Here is a 26,986-nt window from a genome sequence, read left to right as displayed (position 1 = left end):
TATGATCCTTTTTGTAGATGCCTTGACGGTAATAGATTTTTCTTACTTATGTGCCAAACGTGGAGCGGTTGGTGAAAGTTGGATTGTGGATATGACTTTGCACGGTCAGCTTAATGAAGAGTCTATGGTTTTAGACTTTGCCAAAGTAAAAAAGCAGATCAAAAGCATCATCGATAATACAATAGATCATAAATTAGCTATTCCTTCAGAGCTAAATTGTCAGTTTGCGCAAAACGACGGCAGAGTAACGTTCGATTATGAATTCAATGGTCACCATTTAGCTATGAGCGCACCAGATGAAGCGGTGTGCATGGTGGAAGGGAGCAAGATAGACGAGCAGTCTGTTATTGCTTTTTTAAAAGCTCAAATACTGCCTCAAATGCCCGACAACGTGAAGGATATAGAAATTGCCTTACGCCCTGAAGAAACTAGTAGCTTTTACTATCATTACAGCCATGGTTTGAAAAAGCACGATGGAAATTGCCAACGCATTATTCACGGCCATCGCTCTTTGATTGGTATTTTCTTCGATGGCGTGAGTATGCCTAGATTGCAAAAAGAATGGTCTCAAAAATGGGAAGACATTTATTTAGGCACTCAAGAAGATTTAATTGAGCATGCTCAATTAAAGTACGTGACAGCTAACGAAGGAGACTACGCTTTTGCGTACGAGTCAACTCAAGGTTACTTCGAGATGAGCATTAGTCAGCAAAGGTGCGAGATTTTACCCTGTGATACAACAGTAGAGTGTATTGCAGATTACCTCGCAACTGAAATTAAAAAGTCATACCCAAACAAACAAGTTAAAGTGCGCGCATACGAAGGCGTGGGTAAAGGAGCAATTGCTTATGCATAAACTGTTTCTCGTGCTTGGGGCTTGCTTGGCACTAAGTGCGCAAGCAGTGGAGCTAAAAGGGCATCTTACACAGGGCGGTATGGTAACGGGCAGTATTGAGGGGGCAAAATCAGTGTCCTTCAACGGAAAGCCATTACAGTTAACATCAAACGGCAAGTTTGTGTTCGGATTCGGGCGTGATGCAAAGTCTGAGCATACTCTTTCTTGGGTTGGTCCAAATGGTAATAAGCACTCTAAACAGTTGCTCATTACTAGCCGTGATTATGATATCGACCGAATTACCGGAGTAGCCAAAAAATACGTTTCACCCCCTAAGGAAGTGCTTAAGCGAATTCGCAGCGATGCAGCCAAAGTAAGCGCCGCGAGGGCGAAAGCAAGTACCCTTGAGTATTTTGATGAACCGGTTTATAGACCTGCTAAAGGCAGAATCTCCGGAGTTTATGGCAGCCAACGCTATTTCAATGGCGAGCCAAGAAGACCTCATTTTGGATTAGACATTGCTAATAAAACAGGAACGCCTATTTGGGCACCTTTGTCTGGCAAAGTCGTTTTAGCTGAACCCGATCTGTATTACAGCGGTGGTACACTAATTCTTGATCATGGATACGGTATTACGTCTACTTATATCCACATGAGCAAGCTTCATGTAAAAGTAGGCGATAGAGTTAATACGGGTGAGTTGATTGGTGATATCGGTGCGACTGGCCGTGTTACAGGTCCACATTTAGATTGGCGTTTTAATTGGTTTGGGGAGCGGTTAGACCCTGAACTTCTTATGATTGATAAATTAGCAAATAGTAAAAAGCAGTAAATAATGACAGATTTAGAAAGAGATGCGATTATTGAAAAACGCATTAAGGACTCCACGACTTCAGTTACTAAGACCGTTTTCCCAGGTAGAACGAACCACCATAACACGTTATTTGGCGGTGATGCATTAGCTTGGATGGATGAAGTTGCATTTATTGCTGCGACTAGATTTTGCCGCAAACCTTTGGTGACAATTTCGTCGGATCGTGTTGACTTTAAAGAAGCAATCCCAGCCGGAACTTTTGCTGAGTTAGTATCTAAAGTTGTGCATGTTGGTAATACTAGTCTTAAGGTTGAAGTGCAAATATTTTTAGAAACCATGCACAAAGATGATAAACACTTGGCTATTTCAGGTAACTTTACTTTTGTGGCTGTGGATGACAACCATCGTCCAACACCAGTGGTATGTGAGAAAATGCTAAACGGCTTCAAGTAAACAGCTGATACAGGGGGCAATACTATACCTGCCCCCTAATTAAATCCTTTCCATTCAGACCTACTACTTTAAAATTCTTGAACGCTTCTATTTTTTCCAATGAGTTTTACGTGCGGATTGAAATAGTCATAAAAATTTAATATGTGATTTTTTCATCGAATTTAATGCCATATACCACTTAAACTATTGCTGCACGCATAATAAAAATTCGAGCTCGAAAATACTGTTCTACACTTATCCATGGTTGATACTAACAGTTAAGGAGGCAGTGATGATTTCTGTGCACAGAGAGTATTGTTTATCGGGCGACAAGAACCTACACGCGCATGTAGAGGTTTATCCAACGGGTACATTGGATGTAGATATTGTTGAGCTCCATGAACATCATACAACTGAGTTCAATAACATAAAATATGAACATAACGGCGCTGATATTGCTTTGACTGGCAAAGAAGGCGCTGTCACATGGCAGGTTATATTAAAAGAGCGAGATGCGAGAGAGTTGTCTCATTTAATCGCAGATGCTAATGAAGAATATGAAATTTTAATGAGAGATCTCGGGTAGAGGTTTCTAAAACTGTCATTGCACATAACAGGAAATCATCAAACAGGGACAGATGACTATCAGTGTATATATAGCAATGTAGCCAAAAAAAGTGGCAGATTTGACTCTGCCACTTGATCTCAAAGGAATGCTTAAGAGAGTTTAGAAGAAGTAGCGTCTACCATTCCAAAGTTGTTTCTTACCAGCGTCTAAGCCGATGAATTGTACATTGCCTTGAGTAGTACCTTGTGGCAGCGCGAACTCAACAACCTTAGCTTGCTCACCATATGCGTAAACATTGATACGCTCAACCTTTACATTGTTTACGTATACATCAACGTGTTCAGTATTTTTAACTTCAAGAGAGAATACCCCCTGAGTTTCTGCAAGCTCAGATACTCGTGGCTGCAAGAAGTTAACAGTCGATGCTGCTTGAGGTTGGCTCAATAGGTCACGAGCGATAGTATCAAAGTTTTCTGCATCACTGTCTAAAATACTGTTTAACGTTCTAGGAACTACTTGGCTTGCAACACAACCATAGTCTTCAATTAATGCGTTTTGGTTGTGGCTGTGACGTACCATTTGTCTCCAAGAAACAGTCATTTCTTGATTGTAAGGTAGGAATTCAAACTTAGGAGCACCTGCGTAGCGAGCAAATACTGAGTGTCTTAGAACATTCGCGCCGCCAGCACCTGTGCGTAGGTTTTCACCGTAAACTTTTGCGGCACCATTGTCTTGTACTGCACAAGTAAAAACATCACCTGATGAGTAAGTTTTGGCATTTGACCAAACACCAACTGGTTTGTAATAAGACTGACCAAAGTTGTTGTTTTGAGCCTTAGTAACATAAGTTGAAGTTGCAGTATATTGTGCGTTTGTTCCAGCAACGTCAGCCAATACATTTACCCAGTTTTCACCGATTGTGGAGAAAATTGTTTCGTTCATCAAGTGATGGTTGATGTCTGAGTTAATGAAACGAAGTTCAGTAGGGCGCGTTTGTTCAGCTGAGAAAAGTTGAACTAACTCATCTGCATAAATGATATTACCACCGGGGTTATTTCTTACGTCAAATACAAGCGCGTCTGTATTGGCAAGCTCGTTTTGCATTAGGCTGCTAACAATCCAAACTGCGTCTTCTTTTGTAGTGCTTGGTGAGAAGCTATCTAACTGGATATAGCCAACGTTTTGTCCGTCAACATTGCGAATAGCCCAAGAGATTTCGCTATCAGCAGTTGGAGTTGTTGTAAATGGTGACGCATTATCTTCGCCAAGTTCAGCTTTAACATCAGCGAACATTTGCGCTTCTAGGTTAGTACTGTCACTAACAGACTCGGTTAGAGCTTGTGCATTTCCTGAAGCAGCCGAAGTGCGAGGCAATCTAGCAACCCAAGGTACAACCGTTGTATATGTTTCGCCGGTTGCATGAGATACAAACTCAATAGTTACTTCATTTTCTTCTGGAACTAGAGAGATTGCGTGGCCTTTATAGGTAATTGCTTCGAGAGCGCGTACAAAGCCTGCATCAGGGTTTGCGCCAAAACCAGTATTTAGGTTTTGTTGTACGACGTCGTAAATCGAAACGCCATTATAAGAAACGACCTTATCACCAACTTCCGGAAGTCTCACGCCGCCTACGTATGGGATAAGCCCTTCAAGTAAATTAGAAACACGTACTTCTGGATTACCCAGTACATCAGCTGTTTTATCAAACTCAAAAGGAAGAATTGATGCGAAGTTTCTGACTGGAACAGGGTGAACATAGACTAAATGAAGGTCACGCTGAGCTTTAAAGATTTTAGTTAAACGCTCGTTCAATTGTTGAGAATTCAAAGAATCAAGGTCTGCAATTACTTCATTGATAGCATCAACTGGGTTTACATGCCCTGTTGGTGAAATTCCATAATAGATGTCTTTTGCATAGCGGTGTACATAAAGACCTTCAAGCAATTGCTTTGCTTGGTTAACAACAGTTAGCTTTTCCTGCTGGGTGTATTCTGGGTATTGGATTTGATCTCTTGTTTCAGAAAGTAAAGCGTAGTTACTAGCAAAAGCTTGAGAACCGAATGTAAGTGCTAAAACACTAGCCAAGATAGACTTTTTCATATCTTTTTCCCTAAGGTTATTTTTTGTTGTTCCTGAAATAAAAACCTTAGTTTTAAAAAAAAATAACAATCAACAGGAAAATATCTAACTTTTTATCAAATAATTTACTCTAGAGGGTTTGGTGCAAAAAAAATGACGATAAAAAACAACGGTGTAGTTAGGTTTTGGATTGTTTAAATACAAAAGCCGAGGACGTTGATGGATTTAATTTTGCCAGGGAAGACATTTACGCATCATTCATAGATTGTTTTGTTTTAATACCATGGCCACTAATGTTCTCTAATAGCCATTACCAAAAAGTTAGCTAAGGTTAATTAGGACAGGAAACTTCATTCTCAGTATTGAAAAAGCTAAATAAGAAGTGCTACGAGTTTAACAAAAAAGGGGTAATCATAATGCGAACATTTTGGTTGGTAATATCCATGATATCTATGCAATTACAAGCAAGTCCATGTAGCAGCCAAGAATATAAGAGTTTTGATTTTTGGCTTGGAGATTGGAAGGTGAAATCAAACGAAAAATACGTCGCAACAAGCAAGATAAGTAAAATACTAGATGGGTGCGTCATCTTAGAAGAGTATCAAACAACATCCGGTTTTGCTGGTAAGAGTCTTAACACTTACAGTACAGAGTCCGGTATATGGCATCAAACATGGATGGATAACAAAGGTGGAATGTTGATCCTCAAAGGAGGCATTGAAGGCCAAAAAATGATACTAAGAGGTGTCACATTAGAAAAAGACGGAACTGAAAAAAAACATGAAATTACATGGCAAAAACAGCAAGGGGGCACTGTGCACCAAGTTTGGCGTGCTAGAGCCGACAATAATGACTGGGTGATATTGTTTTCAGGGCTTTATTTAAGAAACTAACTGAAAATATTTTAGCAGACTGACTAGCATACTGTGCGTTTTATGGCCACGAAGCTGTACATCATATCGGTTTGCTGTGTTGTCATAGAGAAAGAAAATTCTAGGGGTCGTCCGTACTAAAGAAAAATGCCTATAAAGTAAACATGGATTGCAGTGAACATTAAAAACATTCATTGTTTAAAATGAATTAATGCAAAGATTAATATCTTAGAAAGATATAATTGTGAAATAGGGCACTTTATCTAATGGGCTGTGCCTTGGACGTTAGACTGAAGTATGTAAAGGGAAGTAATGCCAGTATCTGTATTTGTTTTGATTTGTCTAATTGGCATGTTACATCACTATATTGGCTACAAACTAATCTTAACCAAAAAAGCATTGGATAAAATTGAGCCCAAGCGCTTATTCGGTAGGTTTTGTACGCGTAGAGTTCTTAAAGGCTTGTGGCATTTCTCAACAGCTTGTTGGTTCGGGTTTGCGGCATTAATTTTTGTGCTTTCGTTTGGCGAGACGCCAACGAAAGAAACTTCCATTATGATAGTGTCATTTATCTTTTCTGTCAGCGGCTGGTTGTCATCTTCACTTAAATGTGCGCGAACCATATATTGGCTGTCTTTTATTTTGATAGCAGGGTTAAGTGCCTCTCATATCTAAAATTGCTATGTAAAGCATAGCAACCAGAGTCTTTTGGGGCTGGTTGCTAAGTTGAGAGAGGCTTATACTATTTTGAATGTGCCTTTCATGATTGCAAAGTGACCAGGAAATGAGCAAAAGAAATTATATTCCCCATTTTTGCTTAAGCCTTTTGTTGAAAAAGTTATTGAAGTGGACTCTCCACCACCTATAACTTGAGTAAATGCGAAAACTCGCTCGTCACCTGGTTTTACGTAACTATTTTTAACACCGGCGCGCATACCATCTGATGCTACCGCTTTCACGTTTTTCTTTTCGGTCAATACCCAGTTATGCCCCATCGCGGTAGCTGGCAGTTTTCCGGTATGAATTAGCGTAAGTTTTACTTCCTCACACTTACTTGGCACGGACATAGTTTTTTTGGAAAACTGCATCATATCATTAGATTCAATGGACAGTTCGCACTCGTTGGCATTGGTATGGAAAGCTGAAAAAGCAAATGCTGCAACTGCAAATTTGGTCAAGTTGTTCATTGATGTTACTCCTTGAATAGAAATTATTATCATTATCCTGCAACGTACCGCATTAGTAAATTGGTAAATACCTAAAAACGGAATTTGTTTTGTCTACATCAAAGCGCTATCGATTTTTATTCATTTTTTAATACGAAGGGGTCTCGCAATAAGTGATTAGAGCAAGTTGTGTAACAAAATCAACATGGTTTACTCGAGGAACTGCAGGGCAAAGAGCCGGAGCATGAATTATTTTTTAATGTAACTGTTATTTTTAACGGTGTTGTCAGTTTGTAATAAAAGTGAATTTTATACACTCGCTCTTTCTGTTTGGCCCTTTTGTCATGATTTTCAGGCACTGGGGTTTTAAAGAATTCATTGAAATATTTTTGTAAAAAAATTTAATAAAGGGTTGCAAGAGGGGGCGGTTATGTATACCTTTGTTCGTTAAAAGGGTACAAAACAACAGCAAGTAGGAAAATTATCGCAGTGGATGCGACAACAACAATAACTATCCACTAAGGAATTAACATGAAAAATACATTCAAGCTAACCTCATTAGCACTCGCTTTATCTGCACTAACATCAACAGCGGTGAACGCGAATGAAACAAAACAGTATATCTTGAAGCAAAGTGACTTAAGTATTTTTGCACCTGAAACGAGTCGTTTTTCCAGAGCGAATATTGCACTAGATTTTGGTGCAGAGCCAGCTGCGGAAACACTCTCGAATGATGGTTCTGGTACTGTGGTTACAATGGAATTAACACCTGAACAGGTAGCGATGTTGAAAGCCTCAGGGCAATATCAGTATATCGAGGAAGATTTCGAATATGTGCCTTTTAACGCAACATCTGCTGGTGAAGTCTCACCTTATGGGTTGGCAGAAGTTCAAGCGCCTTTGCTTCAAGATACCAATGCAGATTTGTTTAAAGTATGTGTTATCGACTCAGGTTATGATTTAGGTCATCCAGACTTACCACAGAATGCGACTGGGTTTACCGATCTACCAGGCGGATTAACTTGGTATCAAGATGGTTCAGGCCATGGCACTCATGTAGCAGGTACCATTGTTGCGCTGAAAAATGGTACAGGCGTTGTTGGGGTATTACCTAATGACAAAGTTGGTATCCACAATGTTCGTGTCTTCGATAATGATGGAAAGCAGGGTTTAACTTCACGTATAGCGCGTGCTGTAGACAATTGTGTAGAGAACGGCGCTAAAGTTATCAATATGAGTTTAGGTGGTGGCAGCCCTAGCCAATACTTCCAAGAACGACTTCAAGCAGCATATGATAAAGGCGTATTACTTATTGCAGCCGCAGGTAACGATGGCAATGCAACAATGAGCTATCCAGCGAGCTACGATACGGTTGTTTCAGTTGCTAATATAGATGAAAACCGCGTTAAAAACCCATCTTCTCAATACAATGTACAAGTAGAGATTGCAGCGCCTGGTACTGATGTGTTGTCGACAGTTCCAAGAGGAACTGGTGTCCTTGCAGGTGTAACAGCAGGTGGTGTGTTTGTTGAAGGCAGTGGTATGACAAACTCTGTTGAAGGCAAAGTGAGTGCCGAGCTAAGTGACTGTGGTCAAGGCTTAACGGCATGTGCTGCTACACAGAGTATTTGTTTAATCGAGCGCGGTGGGGCGTCTTTCAAAGACAAAGCTGCAAATTGTCAAGCGGGTGGCGGTGTAGCTGCGATTGTTTACAACAATGCGTCAGGTTCATTTAGTGGTACTCTTGGTGATGGTGTGCACGGTGTGACAATTCCTGTTATCTCTTTATCGCAAGAGCAGGGGAATGCACTTAAAGCTTCAGTTGGTTCAACAGTTGAAGTTCAATTAGAAGCAATTTTAGACTATGCCGAAAAGTCAGGTACTTCAATGGCTAGCCCACATGTTGCAGGTGTTGCTGCGTTGGTATGGAGCCAGCATCCAAGCTGTTCGAATGTTGATATTCGAAATGCACTTAATGCTACTGCAATTGATTTAGGAGCTGCTGGTCGTGATGATGAATATGGTTTCGGCCTAGTTCAAGCGAAGGCGGCGTCTGACTATATTACAACTAACGGTTGTAGCGGTGCACAAGAGAACCAAGCTCCAGTAGCAAAATTTACAGCAAATTGTAGCGACTTAGCATGTAGTTTCGACGCAACATCTAGTACAGACGTTGATGGTCGAATCGTAAGTTATGACTGGAATATCGGTGGATTTAACACAACAGGTTCTAAAGTATCACACGCTTTCTCTAACGCTGGCACATATCAAGTGTCTGTCACAGTGACAGATGATGGCGGCGCGACACATAGTGTGACCCAGTCAGTTCAGGTTACCGATGGTGTAAACCAAGGTGGGTGTTCAGGTCTTGAAAGCTGGTCTGCTTCAAAAGTATATGTAGCGGGTACTAGAGTTTCTTACGAAGGTCGAGAGTACCGCAGTAACTGGTGGAATAGAGGTGCTAACCCAGCTCAAAACTCAAATGTTGGTAACGACTGGAAAGTTTGGACCAACTTGGGACTGTGTCAATAATTTCCTTATTGTATGATTGAGATGTAGAGCTAAAGGCGACACTAGCGTGTCGCCTTTTTTATTGGCTGTTCTTTTGATTTTTAATTACCAGGTTTTGAACGCCACCCATATAACTGGGCACCACTACTTAAGCCTAGTTTAAAAGCGATACTTCAAGTTAGCTGTCACAGTACGGCGCTGTCCATAGAAGCAATCACCACGCACTAAGCAACTTGTAATTACTGTCTTGTCAGTCAAATTGTCGATGTTTAGACTTAACTCATAGTCACCAAAATCATAGCCGATCATCATATCGTAAAGTGTGAAGTTCTCCGTCGTAAGTGCTTTATGGTAATCGATCCCACCTACGGTGACCGAACGACTGCCATCAAAGGTTTTACCAACATAGCGAATGCCTGCACCAAATTTAAGACCTTCAACAAGGTTGTCTGCACGATACGTAGCCCATACTGAAGCCAAATGTTCAGGTGTTGCAGAAAGAGGAGCGTCATCAGTTGCAATTGTGCCCACAGCACCTTGAAGGGCAGCTGCTCTTAGCTCAGGATCTTGAATAGCAAAAGCGCTTCCTAATATAGCCTCAGGAGACTCTGGCGTGGTGTCATTTTCAGTTGTTGTATAAGCATAAGACGCATATACATCAAAATGTTCCCACTCTAACTGAGCTTCTAACTCAAACCCATCAATCGAAACTTCGCCATCTTGCAAGTGCAATGTAGGAGATACGCGACGAATATGGTTTTTGTCTTTAATGTGGAACACACTAGCGGTAATTAGGTGCTCAGTACCGGCCGGCTGATATTTAACACCATATTCAAATTGCTCACCTTCTTTTGGCTTATACGCGCCACCTTGTGGTTTTAAGTCGTATAAAGGTTGGAATGACTCCGAATAACTAGCGTAAGGTGATAGTCCATTTTCAAACAGATATAATGCACCTATACGGCCAGTAGTGGCACTTTGGCTATCAGATTTTCCTGAAGTTTCAGTATCTACGCTGTCATGACGTAGTGCCGTATTGACGACAAATCCGCCATATTCAAATGTTGCTTGGATATATCCACCAAGTTGCGTGTCGACTTTATTTGGCGCATCAATGGTCACTTTCGTGGGCAGTGGTTCTGCTTTACCATAAACTGGGTTGTATAAGTCTAGGAGGCTGCTCACTGCACCGCGTTGAGTGTCAGCATCAGTTTTAGCATCTTGATAGTCAATTCCCGCAACCAAATTGATTTCTAGATTTCCAAAATCAAGATATTGATGTACTTGAATATCACTTAGCAAGCTAGTGGCATCACCGTCTGTCATACTATAGATACGACTGATTGATCGCTTGTCTTGCTGAAATTTGGGCGGCCAAGAAAAAATTGTGCGGTATTCTGAAGTACTATCACTGAATCGAGTGGACCAACTGATGTGCGTATTGTCAGAAATACTGTGTTCTAAAATGGCAGTTAACGCAAATTGCTCTGTGTCATAACGGTCCCAACCTGGTTCACTGACAAATCTTTCGCTTGGGATCTGCCCATATTGCGCAGGTTTGATTGTACCCTCATGTGGAAAGAACTGAGTGGATGAACCAGACTCATTTCTTTGTAAATTAGCGAGTACAGTCAGACGAGTATCGTCACTGATATCCCATGCAAAACTTGGTGCAAAAACTAGCGTGTTGTCATCTACGAAGTCAGTTTGTGTTCCACTGTCTCGGTAAACACCTACAACGCGTGTTTGAAATCTATCATTTTCACCAAATGCTGTATTGTAATCTCCAGCAACTTGAACCCTATCGTAATTTCCAACTTGGGCCCAAAGTTCGCCTTGTGTTTCTTCATGCGGGCGTTTCGAAACAGAGTTAACTATGCCACCAGTGGAACCCTGACCGTACAACACTGAAGATGGACCCTTCAGTATTTCTACACGCTCTAAAGTGTATGGGTTTACACGTGTGTTGTTATAATGGCCAAATTGCATTTGTAGACCATCTACGTATACAAGTGGGTCAACACCGCGAATTTTCGACCAATCGCCGCGCGTATCTACACCGTAAGGGCCATTGTAAACACCTGCAACGTAACCTATCGCATCTTGAAGAGTTTCGGCTCCTAGGTCCGAAATACGTTGTGCAGTTAAAACAGATACCGATACAGGTGTCTTAGTAATTGGTACATCTGATTTTGATGCACTTGCACTGACATAAGAAATTAAGCCCTTAGGGCTAACTTCGATGACTTCTAGATCTTTATTTTTATTTTCGTCAGCTAGCGCATTGCTTGATAAAGCGATTGCGACAGCTGAAAGAAGAGTTGGATATTTTTTGTTAAATGAGCGCATGTTATTCCCTAATTAGAATTATTGCGCAAATGATATTGAAAGTGAGAACTATTATCAATAATTAAATTGACTGTTTTTTGTCTATATACAGTTTGTTATTACTTTATAAATATCAGTAACATAACCCTGTTTTTACTGTTTACAAATGTACTTATATGGGTACTTTGGTTTTTATAGTTAGTCGCTAAGTCGCTTTTGAAGGCGGCATAGAATTCAATAAAAGCCAATCTGTAATTGCCCTTTAAAGCAGCTCTTAATGATTAAACTGCAAGTGCGAATTTGCGGTTAACCGGAGGAAATACAAGACTATTGGTAGTGCCTATCTCAAACCCTATGGGATATAATCGAGGTAGGTTACAAGAGGTATATGTGAATTTGAACTGGCAAGCTCTCGTCGATAATAGACAAAGATTTTTTTGGGTACTGCAAATATCAGGGTGGATTGGTTACGCGCTGGTAAATTATATTGGTTCCAAAGTATTTGAAATGCGTGATATCTACGTGTTTGTGATAGTACTCAATGCTTACGCTGGTTGTTTAATGACAGTGCCACTTAGGTACTTGTATCGTCGGGTTTGGAATGCGAAACCTTGGATACTTATTTTTGTTGTCTTTAGTGTGTCCTACATCACAGGTACGCTTTGGTCTGTTGTTCAAAAATACAACCTATGGGAAATTTACCGGCATGGGTATCGTCCAGACGAGTGGTTTTACTACCTGCAACAAGGTTTAGATTCAGTTTATATTGTTTTATGTTGGAGTGGGTTGTACTTTGGTATTAAGTATTATCAATTGTTACAAAGTGAGCGCCAAAAAGCGCTAAAGGCAAATACCATGGCGCATGAGGCACAGCTAAAAATGTTGCGCTATCAGCTTAATCCACATTTTTTGTTTAACACTTTGAATGCAATTTCGACACTCGTTTTAGTTGAAGAAAACAAAGATGCCAATCAAATGGTGTCAAGGCTAAGTGATTTCTTACGTTATACATTAAATACCGATCCGATTAAGAAAGTGCCACTTGAGCAGGAACTTCATGCATTAAAATTGTATCTAGAAATAGAGAAAGTTAGATTTGATGAGCGTTTGGCGATAGATCTAGATATCACTGAGCAAGCCAAAGAAGCATTAGTACCAAGCTTAATATTACAGCCGCTTATAGAAAACTCGATTAAATATGCTATTGCGCATATGGATGAGGGCGGCAAGATAGAAATTAAAGCACAAGTATTTGCCAATGAGCTATTGTTAGAAGTTGGAGACAATGGGCCCGGTGCAGAATTAAACAATGGGCAGTTGAGGAGTGCTGGTGGCGTTGGTATCGCAAATACACAAGATAGATTAAAAACACTGTACGAAAATAATTTTTCGTTTGTGCTGTCAAATAATACGCCTTCAGGGTTGAAGGCTAATATACGAGTTCCGTTTGAAAAGGCCGAGAAGTGAAGTAATGAGCAAGATTAAAACGCTAATTGTTGATGATGAGCCGTTAGCCAGAAAAGGGTTGGCCGTCAGACTAAAAGATTTTGAAGAAATAGAAGTAATTGAGCTTTGTAATGGTGGACAAAAAGCCATTGAATTATGCCAACAGCAAGATATTGATTTGGTCTTTTTAGATATCCAAATGCCTGGCATGAATGGCTTTGAGGTCGCTAGAACCTTGAGTGAAAGTGTTAAACCCCTACCGGCGATAGTTTTTGTTACGGCTTTCGACCACTACGCTGTAAAGGCGTTTGAAATTCACGCTCTGGATTACATTCTCAAACCAGTAGATGACAACAGACTAAAACAGGCGATTGAAAAAGTGCAGAGCTATCTAAAAACCCAACAAGATAATGCCCATAAGAAAAAGCTTGCGAGCTTTGTCGCAGGGATCACTGGCAATAACTGCGAAGAGATACTCAAGAAACTAGCAACTGGCGACGTGATTGAAGATAAAAAATTTCCAGAATCGCTAGCGGTGAAAGAGCAGGGTGAAATTATCAGAGTGTCTACAGCAACGATTCAATGGATTGATGCTGCTGGCGATTACATGTGTCTTCATTGCGCAGATGGCCAAACTCACATTCTAAGAAAAACGATGAAAGAACTTGAACAAGAACTCGATCCGAAGCTATTTGTTCGAGTTCACCGTTCGGCGATTGTTAATACTGGGCAGATAAGCAAGCTAGTTACACAAAGTAGCGGTGAATATTTATTGGTTCTAGATAACGGCCAAGAATTAAAAGTTAGCCGCAGTTACCGAGACAAGGTTAAGTCTGCATTGGCTAGCTAAATTTAGTCTTTAACGTATTTTAGTCTGGCTACAAAAAAGCCCAACACTTATGTTGGGCTGTATTTATTTGTACTAAAATATGCGCTTAAACGGTGACGATTTTCATTGTATTGGTAGCGCCAATTGTTTCCATTAAGTCACCGTGCGTAAGAATCACTGTATCGCCTTTCTCTAGCGAACCACTTTCAACTAGTGTATTTAGCGCGTCACGAACAAGAGACTCAGCAGTACAGCTTGTTGAGTCAAAGTATACTGGATAAACACCACGATAGAGCGCAGTTTGTCCAAGTGTTGAACGATGACGAGAAAGTGAGAAGATAGGCAAGCCAGAACTGATTCTAGACATAAGCTTAGAAGTATTACCAGACTCTGTCAGAGCGACAATTGCTTTTACTGAGTCTAAGTGGTTTGCTGCGTACATCGCAGAAAGTGCCAATGTTTCTGATGTATCAGAGAACATGCTATCTAGTCGGTGTTTAGAAATATGCGTTTCAGGTTGCGACTCTGCACCAAGGCAAACACGTGCCATTGTTGCTACCGTTTCTTCTGGGTAATCACCAGCGGCTGTTTCTGCGGATAGCATTACTGCATCTGTACCATCTAACACTGCGTTAGCAACGTCCATGACCTCTGCACGTGTTGGCATTGGATTGTCAATCATTGATTCCATCATCTGCGTCGCTGTAATAACAGTTCTATTTAAAGAACGCGCTCGGCTAATAATTTGCTTTTGCTTACCAACTAGTGCAGCATCACCAATTTCAACACCTAAGTCACCACGTGCAACCATAACAGCGTCTGATGCTAAAACAATGTCATCAATCGCTTCAATTGTTTCAACAGCTTCAGCACGTTCAATTTTTGATAAAAGCTGTGCGTTTGAACCTGCTCTCTCAGCAAGACTGCGCACATAACGCATATCGTCACCACTACGAGGGAACGAAACCGCAATGTAATCAACACCAATCTCAGTTGCTGTGATTAGATCTTGCTTGTCTTTATCTGTAAACGCCGGAGCTGTCAAACCACCGCCCAAGCGGTTAATTCCTTTGTTGTTAGATAAAACGCCACCAACGGTTACAGTACAATTTACTTTTTGTCCAACAACATCTTCAACCGTAAGCTGAATAAGGCCGTCATTTAGAAGTAGTAAATCTCCTGTTTGTACATCCTGTGGTAGCTCTTTGTAATCAATACCAACAGACTCAACGGTGCCTTCACCTAAACCCAGCTCGGCGTCTAGTGTAAACTTAGCACCCACTTCTAAATTAACTTTACCTTCTGCGAAGGTAGAAACTCGTATTTTCGGCCCTTGCAAATCTGCAAGAATAGCAACATGCTTGTCTAATCTTTTCGCAATTTCTCGAACAGCTTCGGCTCTGTCTTTGTGATCTTGCGCCACCCCGTGGGAAAAGTTTAGTCGTACTACATTAGCACCGGCGCGTATGATTTTTTCTAAATTATTATCTCTATCTGTAGCTGGTCCCAATGTGGCAACTATTTTTGTGCGTCTAAGCATCAGATTCTCCTGTAGGCTGTTCTTGCTAACATCTTTTTCGAAAAGTAGGTTGAAAAATAGGCATTTAAAGCGTGTTTAACTAAATAATGTCATATATTCGCGCTTTTCTGTAAAGTTTTGCCTATTAACCCTTTTTCATACACAAATTAAATTATATGATCTGTATGACGTGATTATGACACCGGTGTCAGGAGTCGTCAATCTAAGAGTTATATAAGATTTTTATTAACACTCTGACTTATAATGCATTCAGCCAGTGTGTAAGGCAAAATTTTTTGCTTGAGCTGAGGCGTGTTATCAGTGAATTAGTACTAAACTTTGAACAGCTTAGTAATTAAGAGTGGCCAGAGCAGCACATTGAATGTAGCTCAGGTATAATGTACTCGACATCGTGTGAACGAATTAAAGTGTGGTTGTTACCGAGGAGGAAACTTAATGCAAGTTGCATTAGTTGGTTTAGGTGTGATGGGTAAAAACCTCGCACTTAACTTAATTGAGAAAGGTATGACGTTAGTCGCCTATGATAAAAATCCAGACGCTGGTGCTGAACTTATCAGCTGTGCGCAGGCGTTGGGTGTAGAAGAGCGTCTCCATATCGTATCGGATCTCGGTGATATGGTTAAAAGGCTTGAGCCTCCTCGTTCAGTATTATTGTTAGTACCAGCTGGTGAGTTGGTTGATACCGTATGTAATGAATTGATTGAAGCCGGCGTGTCAAAAGGCGATATCATTGTTGATTGTGGTAACAGTAACTACAAAGACGGTATTGCTCGCAAACTTAAATATCAAAATAAATTTGAGTTTGCGACTATGGGCATTTCAGGTGGAGCTGAAGGCGCACGCCACGGCCCTGCAATGATGGCCAGTGGTTCAGAAGGTGGATGGGAACGTTTAGTTCCATGGTTTGAAAAAGTTGCAGCAAGTTACAATGATGAATCTTGTTTTGCACGTGTTGGCCAGTCTGCTAGCGGTCATTTTGTAAAAATGGTCCACAATGGCATTGAATACGCTTTGATGCAGCTAATTGCAGAAATCTATCACTTACTAAGAATTGGTACTGGGCGCTCGCCAAAAGAAGTGGCAGCTGTATTTGAGTCATGGTCAGAAGGCGAATTGAATAGCTATTTGTTATCTATCTCTCGTCATATTTTGAGCTTAGAGGATAATGAACAGACACCATTGGTTGACCTTATTGACAACAAAGTAGGTGCAAAAGGCACAGGTTTGTGGACTGCTCAAAATGCATTAGAATTGGGTATCGCTGTACCTTCACTTGTTGCAGCGGTTCAAGCACGCCATTTAACAAATACAATTAGCACGCTAGCTGCTAAAGAAATGACGTATCAGGCTAAGCAAACCAACAAAGTTGATATTGACCTAGACGAGCTTAAATCAGCGTTCTATTTTGCAAGTTTGTTATGCTACCGCCAAGGTCTAGCACTAATTAAAGGTGCTTCTCGTTCACATCAATGGAAAGTAGATCTTGCCAAAACACTACAAACGTGGAGAGCTGGTTGTATTATCCGTGCTGATTACTTGGATGATATAGCAAAAGGTGTTGATTTTATTGATACCTTAGAGCATGAAGCGAATGCTTTGAGAAGCATTACAGGTCAGGCAATTCAAACGGGTTTAGCGTTTCCAGTATTGGCGTCAACCCAAACGTATATTGCAACATTGAGTACGCCTAGTAATGGACACTTAGTGCAAGCTCAGCGAGACTACTTTGGAGAGCATGGCATTAAGACTCACAGCGGTGAGACATCTCATCTAACAGACTTAGTTGATCTACCTGAGAAAGTTAGATAACGCAGTTGAGTAAAAAGGCCACATGAAGTGGCCTTTTTATTTTGCTCTGACCCGGCCTAAATAGTATTAATACTTTTCAAACTTATTTAGGAGAGAGTAATACAATCAATAGCTAAGCGTCGTTAACGAGTCAATTCCCCACGCAAGTTGTCTTGCATTAAATGACGGATTGTTTCAAGTTCTAGATCCTGACTAAACAAATAGTGTAATTTTGTTAAACAGGCTTCTAGTGTCATATCATAACCGCTGATCACACCGCAGTTTAGAAGTGCATTACCCGTTGCATAGCCACCCATATTTACCTGTCCTTGCAAGCATTGTGTCAGATTAACGATTACAACCCCACGGTCAGAAGCTGCTTTTAAGGCGTTCAATATGCTTTCTTGCTGAGGAGCATTACCCACTCCAAAGCTCAATAAGATAAGCGCTTTAACGTCACTGGATAGCACATTTTCGACCATTGCTGCACTTATGCCCGGGTAAAGGTGTAACACGGCAATTGGTTGAGATTGAATCGAGGTCACATCTAAGTCTTGGTCAACATAAGGGCTTAGCTTACCCTCTTGTAGTTGAATGTTGATCCCCACTTGTGCAAGTGGTGGCAAGTTCGGTGAAGCAAATGCGTCAAAACCGTCGGCATGGGCTTTTAAGGCGCGATTTCCTCTGAAAAGTTTGTTGTTAAAAAAGAGACTGACTTCAGCTATTGGATAGTTGGCTGCGAGGTACATTGCATTAAGCAAGTTAACTTGACCATCAGACCTTAATTGAGATAGCGGAATTTGCGAACCAGTCACAATCACAGGCTTCGTTAAATTTTCAAACATAAAAGAAAGGGCAGAGGCGGTGTATGCCATCGTATCTGTGCCATGAAGCACAACAAAGCCGTCGTAATCGTTGTATTTAGATTTGATGTCCTCTGCGATAAGCTGCCAGTGTTTAGGTGACATATCCGAAGAATCAATAAGTGGGCAATATTCGTGAATATCAAATAACGGCATTTCCTCTCGTGTGAATTCGGCGTTATTTTTCACTGTTTCTGTCAGGTAACCTGCAACCGGCACATAGCCTTTGCTGGATTGTTTCATACCAATTGTACCGCCAGTGTAGGCAATATAGATTTTTTTTCTTTTCATAAAAAAGCCCAGAAATTTTTCTGGGCTTAGTATATCAACTGCAGCATCACATTGCAGTTTATTCATTAACCTTAAGTGCAATACACTATGGTGTGACGTTACACATCGTGCACACGCTATATATACTGTTAGGGTCGTTATATAGTTCAATCATTTTTGCACTTTTTTGCACTTGCTCCAGTAACTGGTTCACACCTTGTTTGGTAATGACCTGAAGAGGGTCAGTTGTTTGAACTTCACTCTCAATGAATGATTGAACTAGCTCAGCACCAAAGATTTGTTGCATTAGCAGTTCTTTTTCTGACAGAGTTTGCTCAACAGTAATGACATCATAGTGTTCAAGACTAGCAAGGCTTGCAGCGGCTTCGATTGCTTGTTGTTTAGTGCCAAGTTTATCGATTAGGCCAAACTCTAATGCTTGAGGTGCCAGCCATACGCGACCTTGTGCAACTTCATTTACTGCATCTTTGCTCAGGTTTCTAGCCTCAGAAATCATTGATAAAAATTTATCATATGCGTCTTCAATGCTCATTTGTATGATGTCAGCATACTCCGGGTCTAAGCCTCGAGCTACTGATGAAGATTTGAGCTCTGTTGTAGCAACACCATCAGAATACACACCTAGTTCTTTAAGTGAGTTTTCAAATGTAAAGATGGTTCCAAAAATACCGATAGAGCCCGTGATGGTGCTTGGAGAAGCCCAAATTTCATTTGCAGATGCAGCAATCCAGTAACCGCCTGAAGCGGCAACAGAGCCCATCGAAGCGATAATTGGTTTTCCTGCAGCTTTTATAGCAAGTACTTCGTTGCGGATCTTTTCTGAGGCAAACATGCTACCGCCACCTGAATCAATACGAAGTACTACCGCTTTCACTTTATCATCTAATCGGGCTTTGCGCAGGAGTGCAGCTGTTGAATCGCCACCAATCACACCTGCTTTGCGTTTTCCGTCTACGATATGACCTTTAGCTACAACGACTGCTACTTTATCAGTAATAGGGTTTGGGAAGTTGTTCAAACCGGATATTGAAGCTAAATAATCGCTATATTTAACTTGTCTATATGCATTGCCTTTATCTTGCGTCCCGACAATTTCAACCAACTTGCTGTTGAACTCTTGATCCGTTTCTAATTTATCTACCCAGCCATACTTAAGAGCAAACTGGCCTGAGTCTCCAGAAACTGTTGCCATTTTATCGCCAAGCTGAGCAAGTGTTTCATCAAAGTTTTGGGTGTCAAAAGGTCGTTTTGCGGCAACGTCCTCTTTATATTGCATCCATAGACTGTCTAACCACAATTTATTAGCCTCTTTTGCGGCATCTGACATGTCATTTCTTATAAAAGGTTCAACTGCGGACTTATATGTCCCAACACGAAATATGTGCTGTGTTACTTTGAGCTTGTCTAACGCATCTTTGAAGTACATAGGGTATGTACCAAAACCACTTAAGCTTACAGCCCCATATGGGTGCATGGATATTTCATTTGCAGTGGCAGCCAAGTAATACTGTGTTTGAGTAAAGTATGGGCTGTGTGCATAAACAGGCTTTCCTGTTTCTTTGAATGCTTCAATGGCATCTGTAATGTCACGAAGTTTGTCTAAATGACCATGATGAAGGTGTCTAAGGTCAAGGTTAAGTGCACGAATACGTGCATCTTGTGACGCAGCATTAATCACGCGGACGACATCATCTACCAAGATTTCTGTGGGCATTTCCTTCGAACCCATAGCGTCGTCCAATGCAGCATCTAGCGGGTCGACGTAAGTTAACTGTTCGACTAAAACACCAGACAAGTTTAGCCTAAGCACGCTATCTTGCGGCACTAAAACCTCTTCATCAGATGATACTATCGCTGCTACAAAAACAACAATAAGGGCGATAAAGACCAAGTTTACTATCAGCCTGCGTGAAAAATTCAGCGCGTGCCAGATACCTTTAAATAGTTTTGCGATCAACTTCAATGTGATTCCTCTAAATATAGTACCTAAATACTCTCATTTAATATCATAACTTAGTTGTGAGCGGAGTGTTACATCTAAAACGTAACGAAGTATTAATTTACGTACATATTTGAATAATTGATCAAAGATTTAAATTTCCTAGTGCTTTGAATAAATAATTTTGGCTTTTTACTTGCCAAAATTTTGAAAAAGGTTAATGTTCACAGGTAAGACCAGTTACATTGGGGCGAGCAATGTTAGAACAAAAACTACAACTTAAAAATTCTGAGCTGCGTAATCGCTTGGTCATGGGATCAATGCATACAGGATTAGAAGAGGGGTGGCACAACCGAAAAAGGCTAAGAGCTTTTTATGAAGAGCGAGCTAAAGGTGGTGTTGGACTCATCATTACGGGCGGATATAGCCCTAATATACGTGGCAAACTTACGCCAATCTCATCATCTTTTAACAGCCGATACGATGTAATTAAACATCGTGCCTATACGGATGTAGTACACCAACATAACGGAAAAATCTGTTTGCAGTTATTACATGCTGGTAGGTATGCATATCATCCATTTAATGTTGGACCAAGCCCTATTAAGGCGCCAATTAACCCATACACACCCAAATCAATGTCATTGGGTATGATTAAAAACACCATAAAAGATTTTGCGAAATCAGCCTACATGGCAGAAAAAGCTGGGTATGATGGTGTAGAAATTATGGGCTCCGAAGGGTACCTAATTAATGAGTTTATGGCTCCACACACAAATCATCGTGAAGACGAGTATGGTGGCTCTTTAGAAAACCGCATGCGTTTGGCCGTTGATATTGTAAAGGCTGTTAGAGCTAGGGTGTCCGATAAATTCATAATTGTGTTTAGATTGTCTGTAATGGATCTAGTGCCAAACGGTTCGACGTCCGAAGAAGTTACAGTTCAAGCTAAGGCGTTAGAGGCCGCTGGAGTAGATATATTAAATACGGGTATTGGTTGGCATGAAGCGCGAGTTCCAACTATTGCAAGTATGGTGCCTCCAGGAGCGTTTAGAGAAGCGTCAAAGCGGCTCAAAGACGTCGTGGATGTGCCCGTTGTTGCAGTTAACCGTATCAATACTCCAGACCTTGCTAACAATATTTTAGACAGTGGTGAGGCAGATCTAATTTCAATGGCTAGGCCGTTATTAGCTGACCCTGCGTTTTTCAATAAGTATGCACAGAATAAGTCTGAACAGATTAATATCTGCATTGGGTGCAACCAAGGTTGTCTTGATCACGTGTTTAAGGGCAAGCGTGCAACGTGTTTAGTTAATCCCCAAGCTGGTTTCGAACTAGACTATCCATTAGAAAAGACTACCAAAGTAAAAAGTGTACTGGTAGTTGGTGCGGGCCCGGCTGGTTTGTCGGCCAGTTGTTACCTTGCGCAAAAAGGTCACAACGTTACTTTAATTGATAAAAATGAACACCCTGGTGGTCAGTTTAACTTAGCAATGCGTATCCCAGGTAAAGAAGACTTTAAGCTTGCGCTTAAGTACTTTTTAAACGAAGTAGAGCGCCTTGGTGTCAATTTGGATTTAGGATGTGAATACACCGATGAGCTCGGCGCAAAATATGACGATGTGGTGTTTGCAACCGGTGTTAGCCCGCGTTTATCAAATATTGAATGTAGCGATGGCAAACGGGTGTTAGCGTATGACGAGGTTATCCGTAAAGAAGTTGAAGTCGGAGATAAGATCGCGATTTTAGGTGCTGGCGGAATTGGGTTCGATATGGTGGCTTTTTTGACTGAACCTGAAAATCAATCCATTGATGATTTTAAGAGTCAATGGGGGATCGAGCAGGACGTTACGCCATCGACAGAAAAGCGCAAACTCTACATGCTTAAACGTAGCGCAGGACGATTTGGTTCGGGTCTGGGTAAAACGACGGGCTGGATACATCGCGCGGTAGCTAAACATCACCAAGTTGAGCAGATAGCAGGCTGCGAGTACGTGTCGTTTTCTAATGCTGGGCTAGTAGTGCGCATCGATGGGAAAGAGCAAATGCTCGATGTGGATACTGTGATAGCGTGCATTGGGCAAACTTCAAACGAAGACCTTTTTGACAAAGCACAGCTGCCAGAAAACCACCACGTAATTGGAGGTGCTTTACTTGCCAGCGCAATTGATGCTAAAAGGGCTATTTTTGAAGCGCTTCAAGTAGCGCGTAAAATTTAAACATACAAGTAATAAAAAATCGGTAGTTAAATGCCGATTTTTTTATCCTGCAATAAAACTTAATGTGGTTCGGTCTACACTCTATGAATATCCTAAAATGTGTAGATCTCCATATGATTAAAAAAATCCAATCTATTTATCAAACTAGCATAGAAAAAACTGAAGTAATGAGCGGCTTAGCACCTTTACTGCTCAGATTAATCATTGCGCCTGTTATGATTATTGCAGGTTACAACAAGCTTAACCTGAGTAAAGAGGGCGTTGGGTTTTTCGAAAGCCTTTTGGCAGATGAAAATGTAGTTGCTTGGTTTGGCAATGCTGATTGGGGGCTTGGTTTACCTTTTCCCGACTTGTTGGCATTCCTAGCTGGATGGACAGAGTTTTTAGGAGGCTGGTTAATATTGCTTGGCCTGTTGACTAGGCTGGTGTCTGTACCCCTTATGGTTACTATGTTTGTAGCTGCGACTCAGGTACATTGGCACAATGGTTGGTTCTCAGTTGCACCTGCAAACCCAGATACGAGTGCTGCTCAAGTATTTGCATGGATGGGTAGTGATACTGCGCAAAAGAGCTTAGAAAATAGTCTTGAAGTGGCCGAGCGATTGGAGCGCATCAAATCGATTGTTAGTAAGCATGGTTTTCCCGAATATTTGTATGAGAAAGGGAATATTGTGATTTTAAATAATGGTATTGAATTTGCCGCAATTTATTTTGCGATGTTACTCAGTCTCTTCTTCACTGGGGGTGGACGTTTCTTCAGCCTAGATTACTGGTTTGCTAGGAAAGCAAGTAACGATAGCTGAAAAATATAAGGGAAAGGACTAAACTTTCCCTTTTACTTCACGTTAGAATAGCAAGTGTTTGTTTATTAGTAAGGAATTTCAAATGGATGCAATAGAGCTATTGCTGACTCGACAATCAGATAGCAAATTGTCTTTTCCTGGTCCTACAGAGTCCCAATTAGAGATAATAAAAAAAGCGGCATTGAAAGTGCCTGATCATGGTGGACTAGCACCTTGGAAGTTTATTGTTGTTAATGAAGATGCGCGCGATAAACTTGGGGAGATCTACTACAAAGCAGCGGTCGAAGAAAACCAAGACGAGCGCACGATTTCACGAGCCAAAGAGTTACCACATCGTGCACCAATGATGATCATCGCAGTGTCACCATACCAAGAGCACCCAAAAGTTCCTAGAATCGAGCAAATTGAAAGTGCTGGATGTGCGTGTTTTGCAATGCAACAAGCAGCCTTTGCACAGCATTTATCTGGTGTTTGGAGAACTGGCTTTTTCGCGCAAAGTGGCACCGTAAAAAGAGAGTTAGGCCTCAACGAAAAAGATGAAATAGTCGGATATTTATACTTAGGAACGCCGATTGTACAGTGTACTAAACCCGTTCGTCATGAACCTTCTTCATTTTTCACAGAATTATAATACAGAGGCAACTTATGGCACTTCATGTTGTTGAACACCCTTTATTACAGCATAAAATTGGTCTTTTGCGAGAGCATGGTATTTCGACTAAAAAGTTCAGAGAGCTAGTCTCAGAAGTTGGCAATTTATTGACTTATGAAGCAACAAGGCAGCTGCCTACTGAGACAACGACCATTAAAAGCTGGACAGGCGAAGACTTGGATGTGCAAGAAATCAAAGGGAAGAAGATAACCCTAGTTCCAATTTTAAGAGCTGGTCTTGGTATGCTAGATGGGGTTATGCAATTACTACCGGCTGCAAAAATAAGTGTTGTCGGTTTGCAACGTAACGAAGAAACTCTAGAGCCAGTGTCTTATTTTGAAAAGTTAGTCGGCAACCTTGAGTCTAGAAGAGCATTAGTGATAGATCCGATGCTTGCAACAGGCGGTTCTTTAATCGCGACTATCGACTTACTCAAGAAGTCTGGCTGCAAAAACATCACAGCAATCGTTCTAGTCGCTGCGCCAGAAGGGGTCGCTGCGGTAGAGAAAGCTCATCCAGATGTTGATGTTTATACGGCCGCATTGGATAGTCACTTAAACGAGCAGGGCTATATTGTACCTGGGCTTGGAGATGCGGGTGATAAAATTTTTGGTACTCAAGTTTAACTTTTTAAATCTACGCGGTATCTCAAAAATTATTTAAAGGCTGGTCAATATTGACCAGCTTTTTTACTCTAAATCGTCGCAACTAAATGTAAATCACATAGACAGTGTTTTTATCTTTTTTGACGTGGTTCTTCTAAATATCCACCAGCTTGTCCAGAAAAATCCCGCTAACCCAATCGCTGCATATATTGCCGGTTTTGGGTTTTCGAGTGTACTTGCCGAGCCAGCATAGGCGGCAATGATTGCATACGGAACAATACTTAATAACCAATAGAGTATAAATGCTTTGAATGGCATCTTCGTCAAACCAGCCATACACGCTGATACTTCAGGTAAAATGGGAGACGCTCGAGATAATAAGATTATAACGGGGCCACGAGCTTTAAAGGTCGAAACAGCAGACGCACGCTCAGTTTGAGTTTTAAGCAGTTTGTTTAATAGCCCATCGCCAAAATAGAAACTTATCCAGTAGCCAGCTAAGCCTGCCAGCAACATCCCTATGATCGCACTGAATGACCCTGCTAAAGGGCCGAGAAAATAACCTGCAAGTAAGGCAAGTGTAAGAGTTGGAACCGCGACAAATAAATCTAAAAACAACAACGTTATGACAACTAATGCGACGAGAAACGTATTCAGTGACTGAGCAAATTGCAACCAGCTTTCGATGGCTTCAATACTAAGTATGCCAGTCAGTTTTAGGACTATGAACGTACTCGCAAAAAAACAAGCCAGCACCAACATCAGCTTTAAAATTGATTTCATTTGACTTTCCTTGCCTAAGTTATGGATAGCGAATGGTAATTTCTATTGGTTCTGAGACAGAGTCAGGGTGGATTTTTGCGTCTGAGAATTTTGGGGCGCCGCGCCAAGATATGGTGACGCCATTAGAAAAACCAAGCCCCTCCGAAGGAATTATCCCAGTCCAGTTTTTTGATGTTTTACCGGAGTTGTCTTCGTCATGAAGCACTTTAACAGCAAAATTGGTCTTAGGTCTTGTAAATGTGACTTGATGACTTGGCGTATCGGGCGTTAGGTAGCGCGTTTGAATCGCTTTATCATGTTTAATGGGGAACCCTTCTTGCGCAAATAACATCACCATGATTTGCCCTGAGCGTTCAGTATCAATACCGTTTATTTTCACTTCAATAGAATGAGCGTGTACTGTGTTTGCCATAGTTAGCATAACTCCTGCGAATGTTGAGTAGCGTATTTTGTTTTTCATAGTTAAGACCTTTTCAAGAGATTTTTTGCTAAACCGGGAACAAATGCATTTACAGCTCGAAGCAGTTTAATTTTTCCGATGTTATTTATGGGAACTCTGCGCTTCAGGCCATCAATGATCTTTTCTGCGGCTTGTTCTGGGGTCAGTTTTGATGATTGTCGGCCTTGCGTCATAGGTGTATTTACTAAGGGAAGAAATGCTTGTAATACATCAATTTGTGTATCTTCAAGCTGATAACTTAAGCTTTGTGAAAATATATTCATTGCAGCTTTAGAAGCGCAATAAACGGCGGATGTTTTTTTAGGAACTAACGCAAGGCCAGAGTTGACATTTAAAATCGCAGCACCTTCTTTAGCCTTCGCTAGTACCGGAATGAAAAGGTAAGAAAGTGAACAAATAGCATTGAAGTTGACGTTTATCTCTTGCGAGATAGTGTCATAATCAAAATTAGGCTCCGTAAAAGTAGCAGTGTGTTGAATTGCTGCATTATTTATGAGTATATCAATTGCAGGAAACTCTTGTTTTATGCTCGCAACTAAGGGTTGATAATGGCAAGGGTCTGCTAAGTCAGCAGAGTAAACATTGATGTTGTGATGAGTTTTAGCTAGCTGCGTTAATCTATGACTAGGTCGAGCAATCACAATTACCGTGTTATGTTGGCATAGCGATGCAACTAATTGACGACCGACACCAGATGTGCCGCCAGTTATTACAATAATCTTGTCTTTGAGATTCAAAAGTTAGCCTCCATTTCATTAAGTAGTGGCTAATCTATCGCAGCGGTAACGAGTGACGCATTAACCTATGTTAAAAGTGTCAGGAAATGGTGGAAGCAAATTGCCATTGAAGGTGAGCAACTTAATTGAGTAATTGAAACCAAAACTCAGTTAGACGCGTATTAAACACAAAAATAACGAAAATAATTATGGAACTTCAAAAGCTTATAGCATCACATGGTACTCAGTGTCAGGTTGACAAAGGTACACGAATATTTAATCAGGGAGACAACTGCGACTATGTATATTGGGTAGAAAGTGGATTACTAAAAGCATTTTATGTCACGGCAAATGGTAAAGAAACTATCAAATCCTTTATTAAACAAGATTCCATTATAGGAAGTCTAAATGCAGCTTATTGCCAAGTGAACTGCTTTAATTAAACCG

General features: G+C 41.0%; 24 protein-coding genes. 14 read left to right on the top strand and 10 right to left on the bottom strand.

Features of this window, described 5'->3' with window-relative positions; all coding sequences use genetic code 11:
• The first annotated feature begins 1 nt into the window (after position 1).
• From N475_RS18080 to N475_RS18065, 4 genes are all read left to right on the top strand, one after another.
• Positions 2-856: a 6-carboxytetrahydropterin synthase gene (locus N475_RS18080; RefSeq protein WP_063358166.1), complete on the top strand. Its 855-nt coding sequence runs from the start codon at positions 2-4 to the stop codon at positions 854-856.
• Positions 849-1,667 (top strand): M23 family metallopeptidase, encoded by an 819-nt coding sequence (locus N475_RS18075; RefSeq protein ID WP_063365745.1) that lies wholly within the window; start codon positions 849-851, stop codon positions 1,665-1,667. Before N475_RS18080 ends, N475_RS18075 begins: the two co-directional genes overlap by 8 nt.
• A 3-nt stretch (positions 1,668-1,670) precedes the next feature.
• On the top strand, positions 1,671-2,102 hold the full coding sequence (locus N475_RS18070; RefSeq protein WP_063358164.1) for an acyl-CoA thioesterase: 432 nt from the start codon (positions 1,671-1,673) through the stop codon (positions 2,100-2,102).
• 271 nt (positions 2,103-2,373) lie between these two features.
• Positions 2,374-2,667, top strand: coding sequence for a hypothetical protein (locus tag N475_RS18065; protein WP_063358163.1), 294 nt, complete (start codon positions 2,374-2,376; stop codon positions 2,665-2,667).
• Between the two features lie 141 nt (positions 2,668-2,808).
• On the opposite strand, the gene N475_RS18060 is transcribed toward N475_RS18065, so the two are convergent.
• Positions 2,809-4,749 (bottom strand): S41 family peptidase, encoded by a 1,941-nt coding sequence (locus N475_RS18060; protein WP_063358162.1) that lies wholly within the window; start codon positions 4,747-4,749, stop codon positions 2,809-2,811.
• A gap of 395 nt (positions 4,750-5,144) precedes the next feature.
• Between N475_RS18060 and N475_RS18055 the strand changes: the two genes are divergently transcribed.
• Positions 5,145-5,621, top strand: coding sequence for a hypothetical protein (locus N475_RS18055; RefSeq protein ID WP_063365744.1), 477 nt, complete (start codon positions 5,145-5,147; stop codon positions 5,619-5,621).
• A gap of 350 nt (positions 5,622-5,971) precedes the next feature.
• On the opposite strand, the gene N475_RS25565 is transcribed toward N475_RS18055, so the two are convergent.
• Positions 5,972-6,223 carry a hypothetical protein gene (locus tag N475_RS25565; RefSeq protein ID WP_155732602.1) on the bottom strand — a complete coding sequence of 84 codons (252 nt, stop codon included), beginning with the start codon at positions 6,221-6,223 and terminating at the stop codon, positions 5,972-5,974.
• A gap of 114 nt (positions 6,224-6,337) precedes the next feature.
• Positions 6,338-6,787, bottom strand: coding sequence for an azurin (azu, locus tag N475_RS18045; protein ID WP_063365742.1), 450 nt, complete (start codon positions 6,785-6,787; stop codon positions 6,338-6,340).
• A 510-nt stretch (positions 6,788-7,297) separates the two neighbouring features.
• Between azu and N475_RS26220 the strand changes: the two genes are divergently transcribed.
• Complete coding sequence (locus N475_RS26220; RefSeq protein WP_063365741.1) at positions 7,298-9,298, top strand: S8 family serine peptidase; 2,001 nt, start codon at positions 7,298-7,300, stop codon at positions 9,296-9,298.
• Positions 9,299-9,436: 138 nt separating this feature from the next.
• Here the strand turns inward: N475_RS26220 and N475_RS18035 are convergent, their stop codons facing one another.
• Positions 9,437-11,626: a TonB-dependent siderophore receptor gene (locus tag N475_RS18035; protein WP_063365740.1), complete on the bottom strand. Its 2,190-nt coding sequence runs from the start codon at positions 11,624-11,626 to the stop codon at positions 9,437-9,439.
• Between the two features lie 375 nt (positions 11,627-12,001).
• Here N475_RS18035 and N475_RS18030 point away from each other — a divergent pair, with 375 nt between their 5' ends.
• Together N475_RS18030 and N475_RS18025 are read left to right on the top strand one after the other, a co-directional pair.
• Positions 12,002-13,072 (top strand): sensor histidine kinase, encoded by a 1,071-nt coding sequence (locus N475_RS18030; protein WP_063358194.1) that lies wholly within the window; start codon positions 12,002-12,004, stop codon positions 13,070-13,072.
• A 4-nt stretch (positions 13,073-13,076) separates the two neighbouring features.
• Positions 13,077-13,901 (top strand): LytR/AlgR family response regulator transcription factor, encoded by an 825-nt coding sequence (locus N475_RS18025; protein WP_063358156.1) that lies wholly within the window; start codon positions 13,077-13,079, stop codon positions 13,899-13,901.
• A gap of 85 nt (positions 13,902-13,986) precedes the next feature.
• Here N475_RS18025 and pyk read toward each other — a convergent pair whose 3' ends face one another.
• Positions 13,987-15,420 carry a pyruvate kinase gene (pyk, locus tag N475_RS18020; protein WP_063365739.1) on the bottom strand — a complete coding sequence of 478 codons (1,434 nt, stop codon included), beginning with the start codon at positions 15,418-15,420 and terminating at the stop codon, positions 13,987-13,989.
• A 435-nt stretch (positions 15,421-15,855) separates the two neighbouring features.
• Between pyk and gndA the strand changes: the two genes are divergently transcribed.
• On the top strand, positions 15,856-17,229 hold the full coding sequence (gndA, locus tag N475_RS18015) for an NADP-dependent phosphogluconate dehydrogenase (protein ID WP_063358154.1): 1,374 nt from the start codon (positions 15,856-15,858) through the stop codon (positions 17,227-17,229).
• Positions 17,230-17,351: 122 nt separating this feature from the next.
• On the opposite strand, the gene ansA is transcribed toward gndA, so the two are convergent.
• Both ansA and sppA read right to left on the bottom strand, forming a co-directional pair.
• Positions 17,352-18,362 (bottom strand): asparaginase, encoded by a 1,011-nt coding sequence (gene ansA, locus N475_RS18010; protein ID WP_063358193.1) that lies wholly within the window; start codon positions 18,360-18,362, stop codon positions 17,352-17,354.
• Between the two features lie 85 nt (positions 18,363-18,447).
• Positions 18,448-20,319 (bottom strand): signal peptide peptidase SppA, encoded by a 1,872-nt coding sequence (sppA, locus tag N475_RS18005; RefSeq protein ID WP_063365773.1) that lies wholly within the window; start codon positions 20,317-20,319, stop codon positions 18,448-18,450.
• A gap of 239 nt (positions 20,320-20,558) precedes the next feature.
• Between sppA and N475_RS18000 the strand changes: the two genes are divergently transcribed.
• From N475_RS18000 to upp, 4 genes are all read left to right on the top strand, one after another.
• Positions 20,559-22,520, top strand: a complete 1,962-nt coding sequence (locus N475_RS18000; protein ID WP_063358153.1) for an FAD-dependent oxidoreductase — start codon at positions 20,559-20,561, stop codon at positions 22,518-22,520.
• Between the two features lie 113 nt (positions 22,521-22,633).
• Positions 22,634-23,323: an HvfX family Cu-binding RiPP maturation protein gene (locus tag N475_RS17995; RefSeq protein ID WP_063365738.1), complete on the top strand. Its 690-nt coding sequence runs from the start codon at positions 22,634-22,636 to the stop codon at positions 23,321-23,323.
• A gap of 82 nt (positions 23,324-23,405) precedes the next feature.
• Positions 23,406-23,954, top strand: a complete 549-nt coding sequence (locus N475_RS17990) for an NAD(P)H nitroreductase (protein ID WP_063358151.1) — start codon at positions 23,406-23,408, stop codon at positions 23,952-23,954.
• Between the two features lie 14 nt (positions 23,955-23,968).
• A complete protein-coding gene (gene upp, locus N475_RS17985) occupies positions 23,969-24,601 on the top strand; it encodes a uracil phosphoribosyltransferase (RefSeq protein ID WP_063358150.1) in 633 nt (210 codons plus the stop codon).
• Between the two features lie 93 nt (positions 24,602-24,694).
• Here upp and N475_RS25235 read toward each other — a convergent pair whose 3' ends face one another.
• Genes N475_RS25235 through N475_RS17970 form a run of 3 tightly spaced genes read right to left on the bottom strand, consistent with a single transcriptional unit; the run spans position 24,695 to position 26,560 of the window.
• Complete coding sequence (locus N475_RS25235) at positions 24,695-25,363, bottom strand: TVP38/TMEM64 family protein (RefSeq protein ID WP_081216005.1); 669 nt, start codon at positions 25,361-25,363, stop codon at positions 24,695-24,697.
• A 19-nt stretch (positions 25,364-25,382) separates the two neighbouring features.
• Complete coding sequence (locus N475_RS17975; protein ID WP_063365737.1) at positions 25,383-25,823, bottom strand: DUF2141 domain-containing protein; 441 nt, start codon at positions 25,821-25,823, stop codon at positions 25,383-25,385.
• A 2-nt stretch (positions 25,824-25,825) separates the two neighbouring features.
• The gene (locus N475_RS17970) at positions 25,826-26,560 is read right to left on the bottom strand and encodes an SDR family oxidoreductase (protein WP_063365736.1); all 735 of its coding nucleotides are present in this window, start codon (positions 26,558-26,560) and stop codon (positions 25,826-25,828) included.
• 188 nt (positions 26,561-26,748) lie between these two features.
• Here N475_RS17970 and N475_RS17965 point away from each other — a divergent pair, with 188 nt between their 5' ends.
• Positions 26,749-26,982 carry a Crp/Fnr family transcriptional regulator gene (locus tag N475_RS17965; protein ID WP_063365735.1) on the top strand — a complete coding sequence of 78 codons (234 nt, stop codon included), beginning with the start codon at positions 26,749-26,751 and terminating at the stop codon, positions 26,980-26,982.
• Positions 26,983-26,986: the final 4 nt, after the last annotated feature.

It is taken from the genome of Pseudoalteromonas luteoviolacea DSM 6061 (genome assembly GCF_001625655.1).
Lineage (GTDB): Bacteria > Pseudomonadota > Gammaproteobacteria > Enterobacterales > Alteromonadaceae > Pseudoalteromonas > Pseudoalteromonas luteoviolacea.
This window is presented reverse-complemented; position numbering and strand designations above follow the sequence as displayed.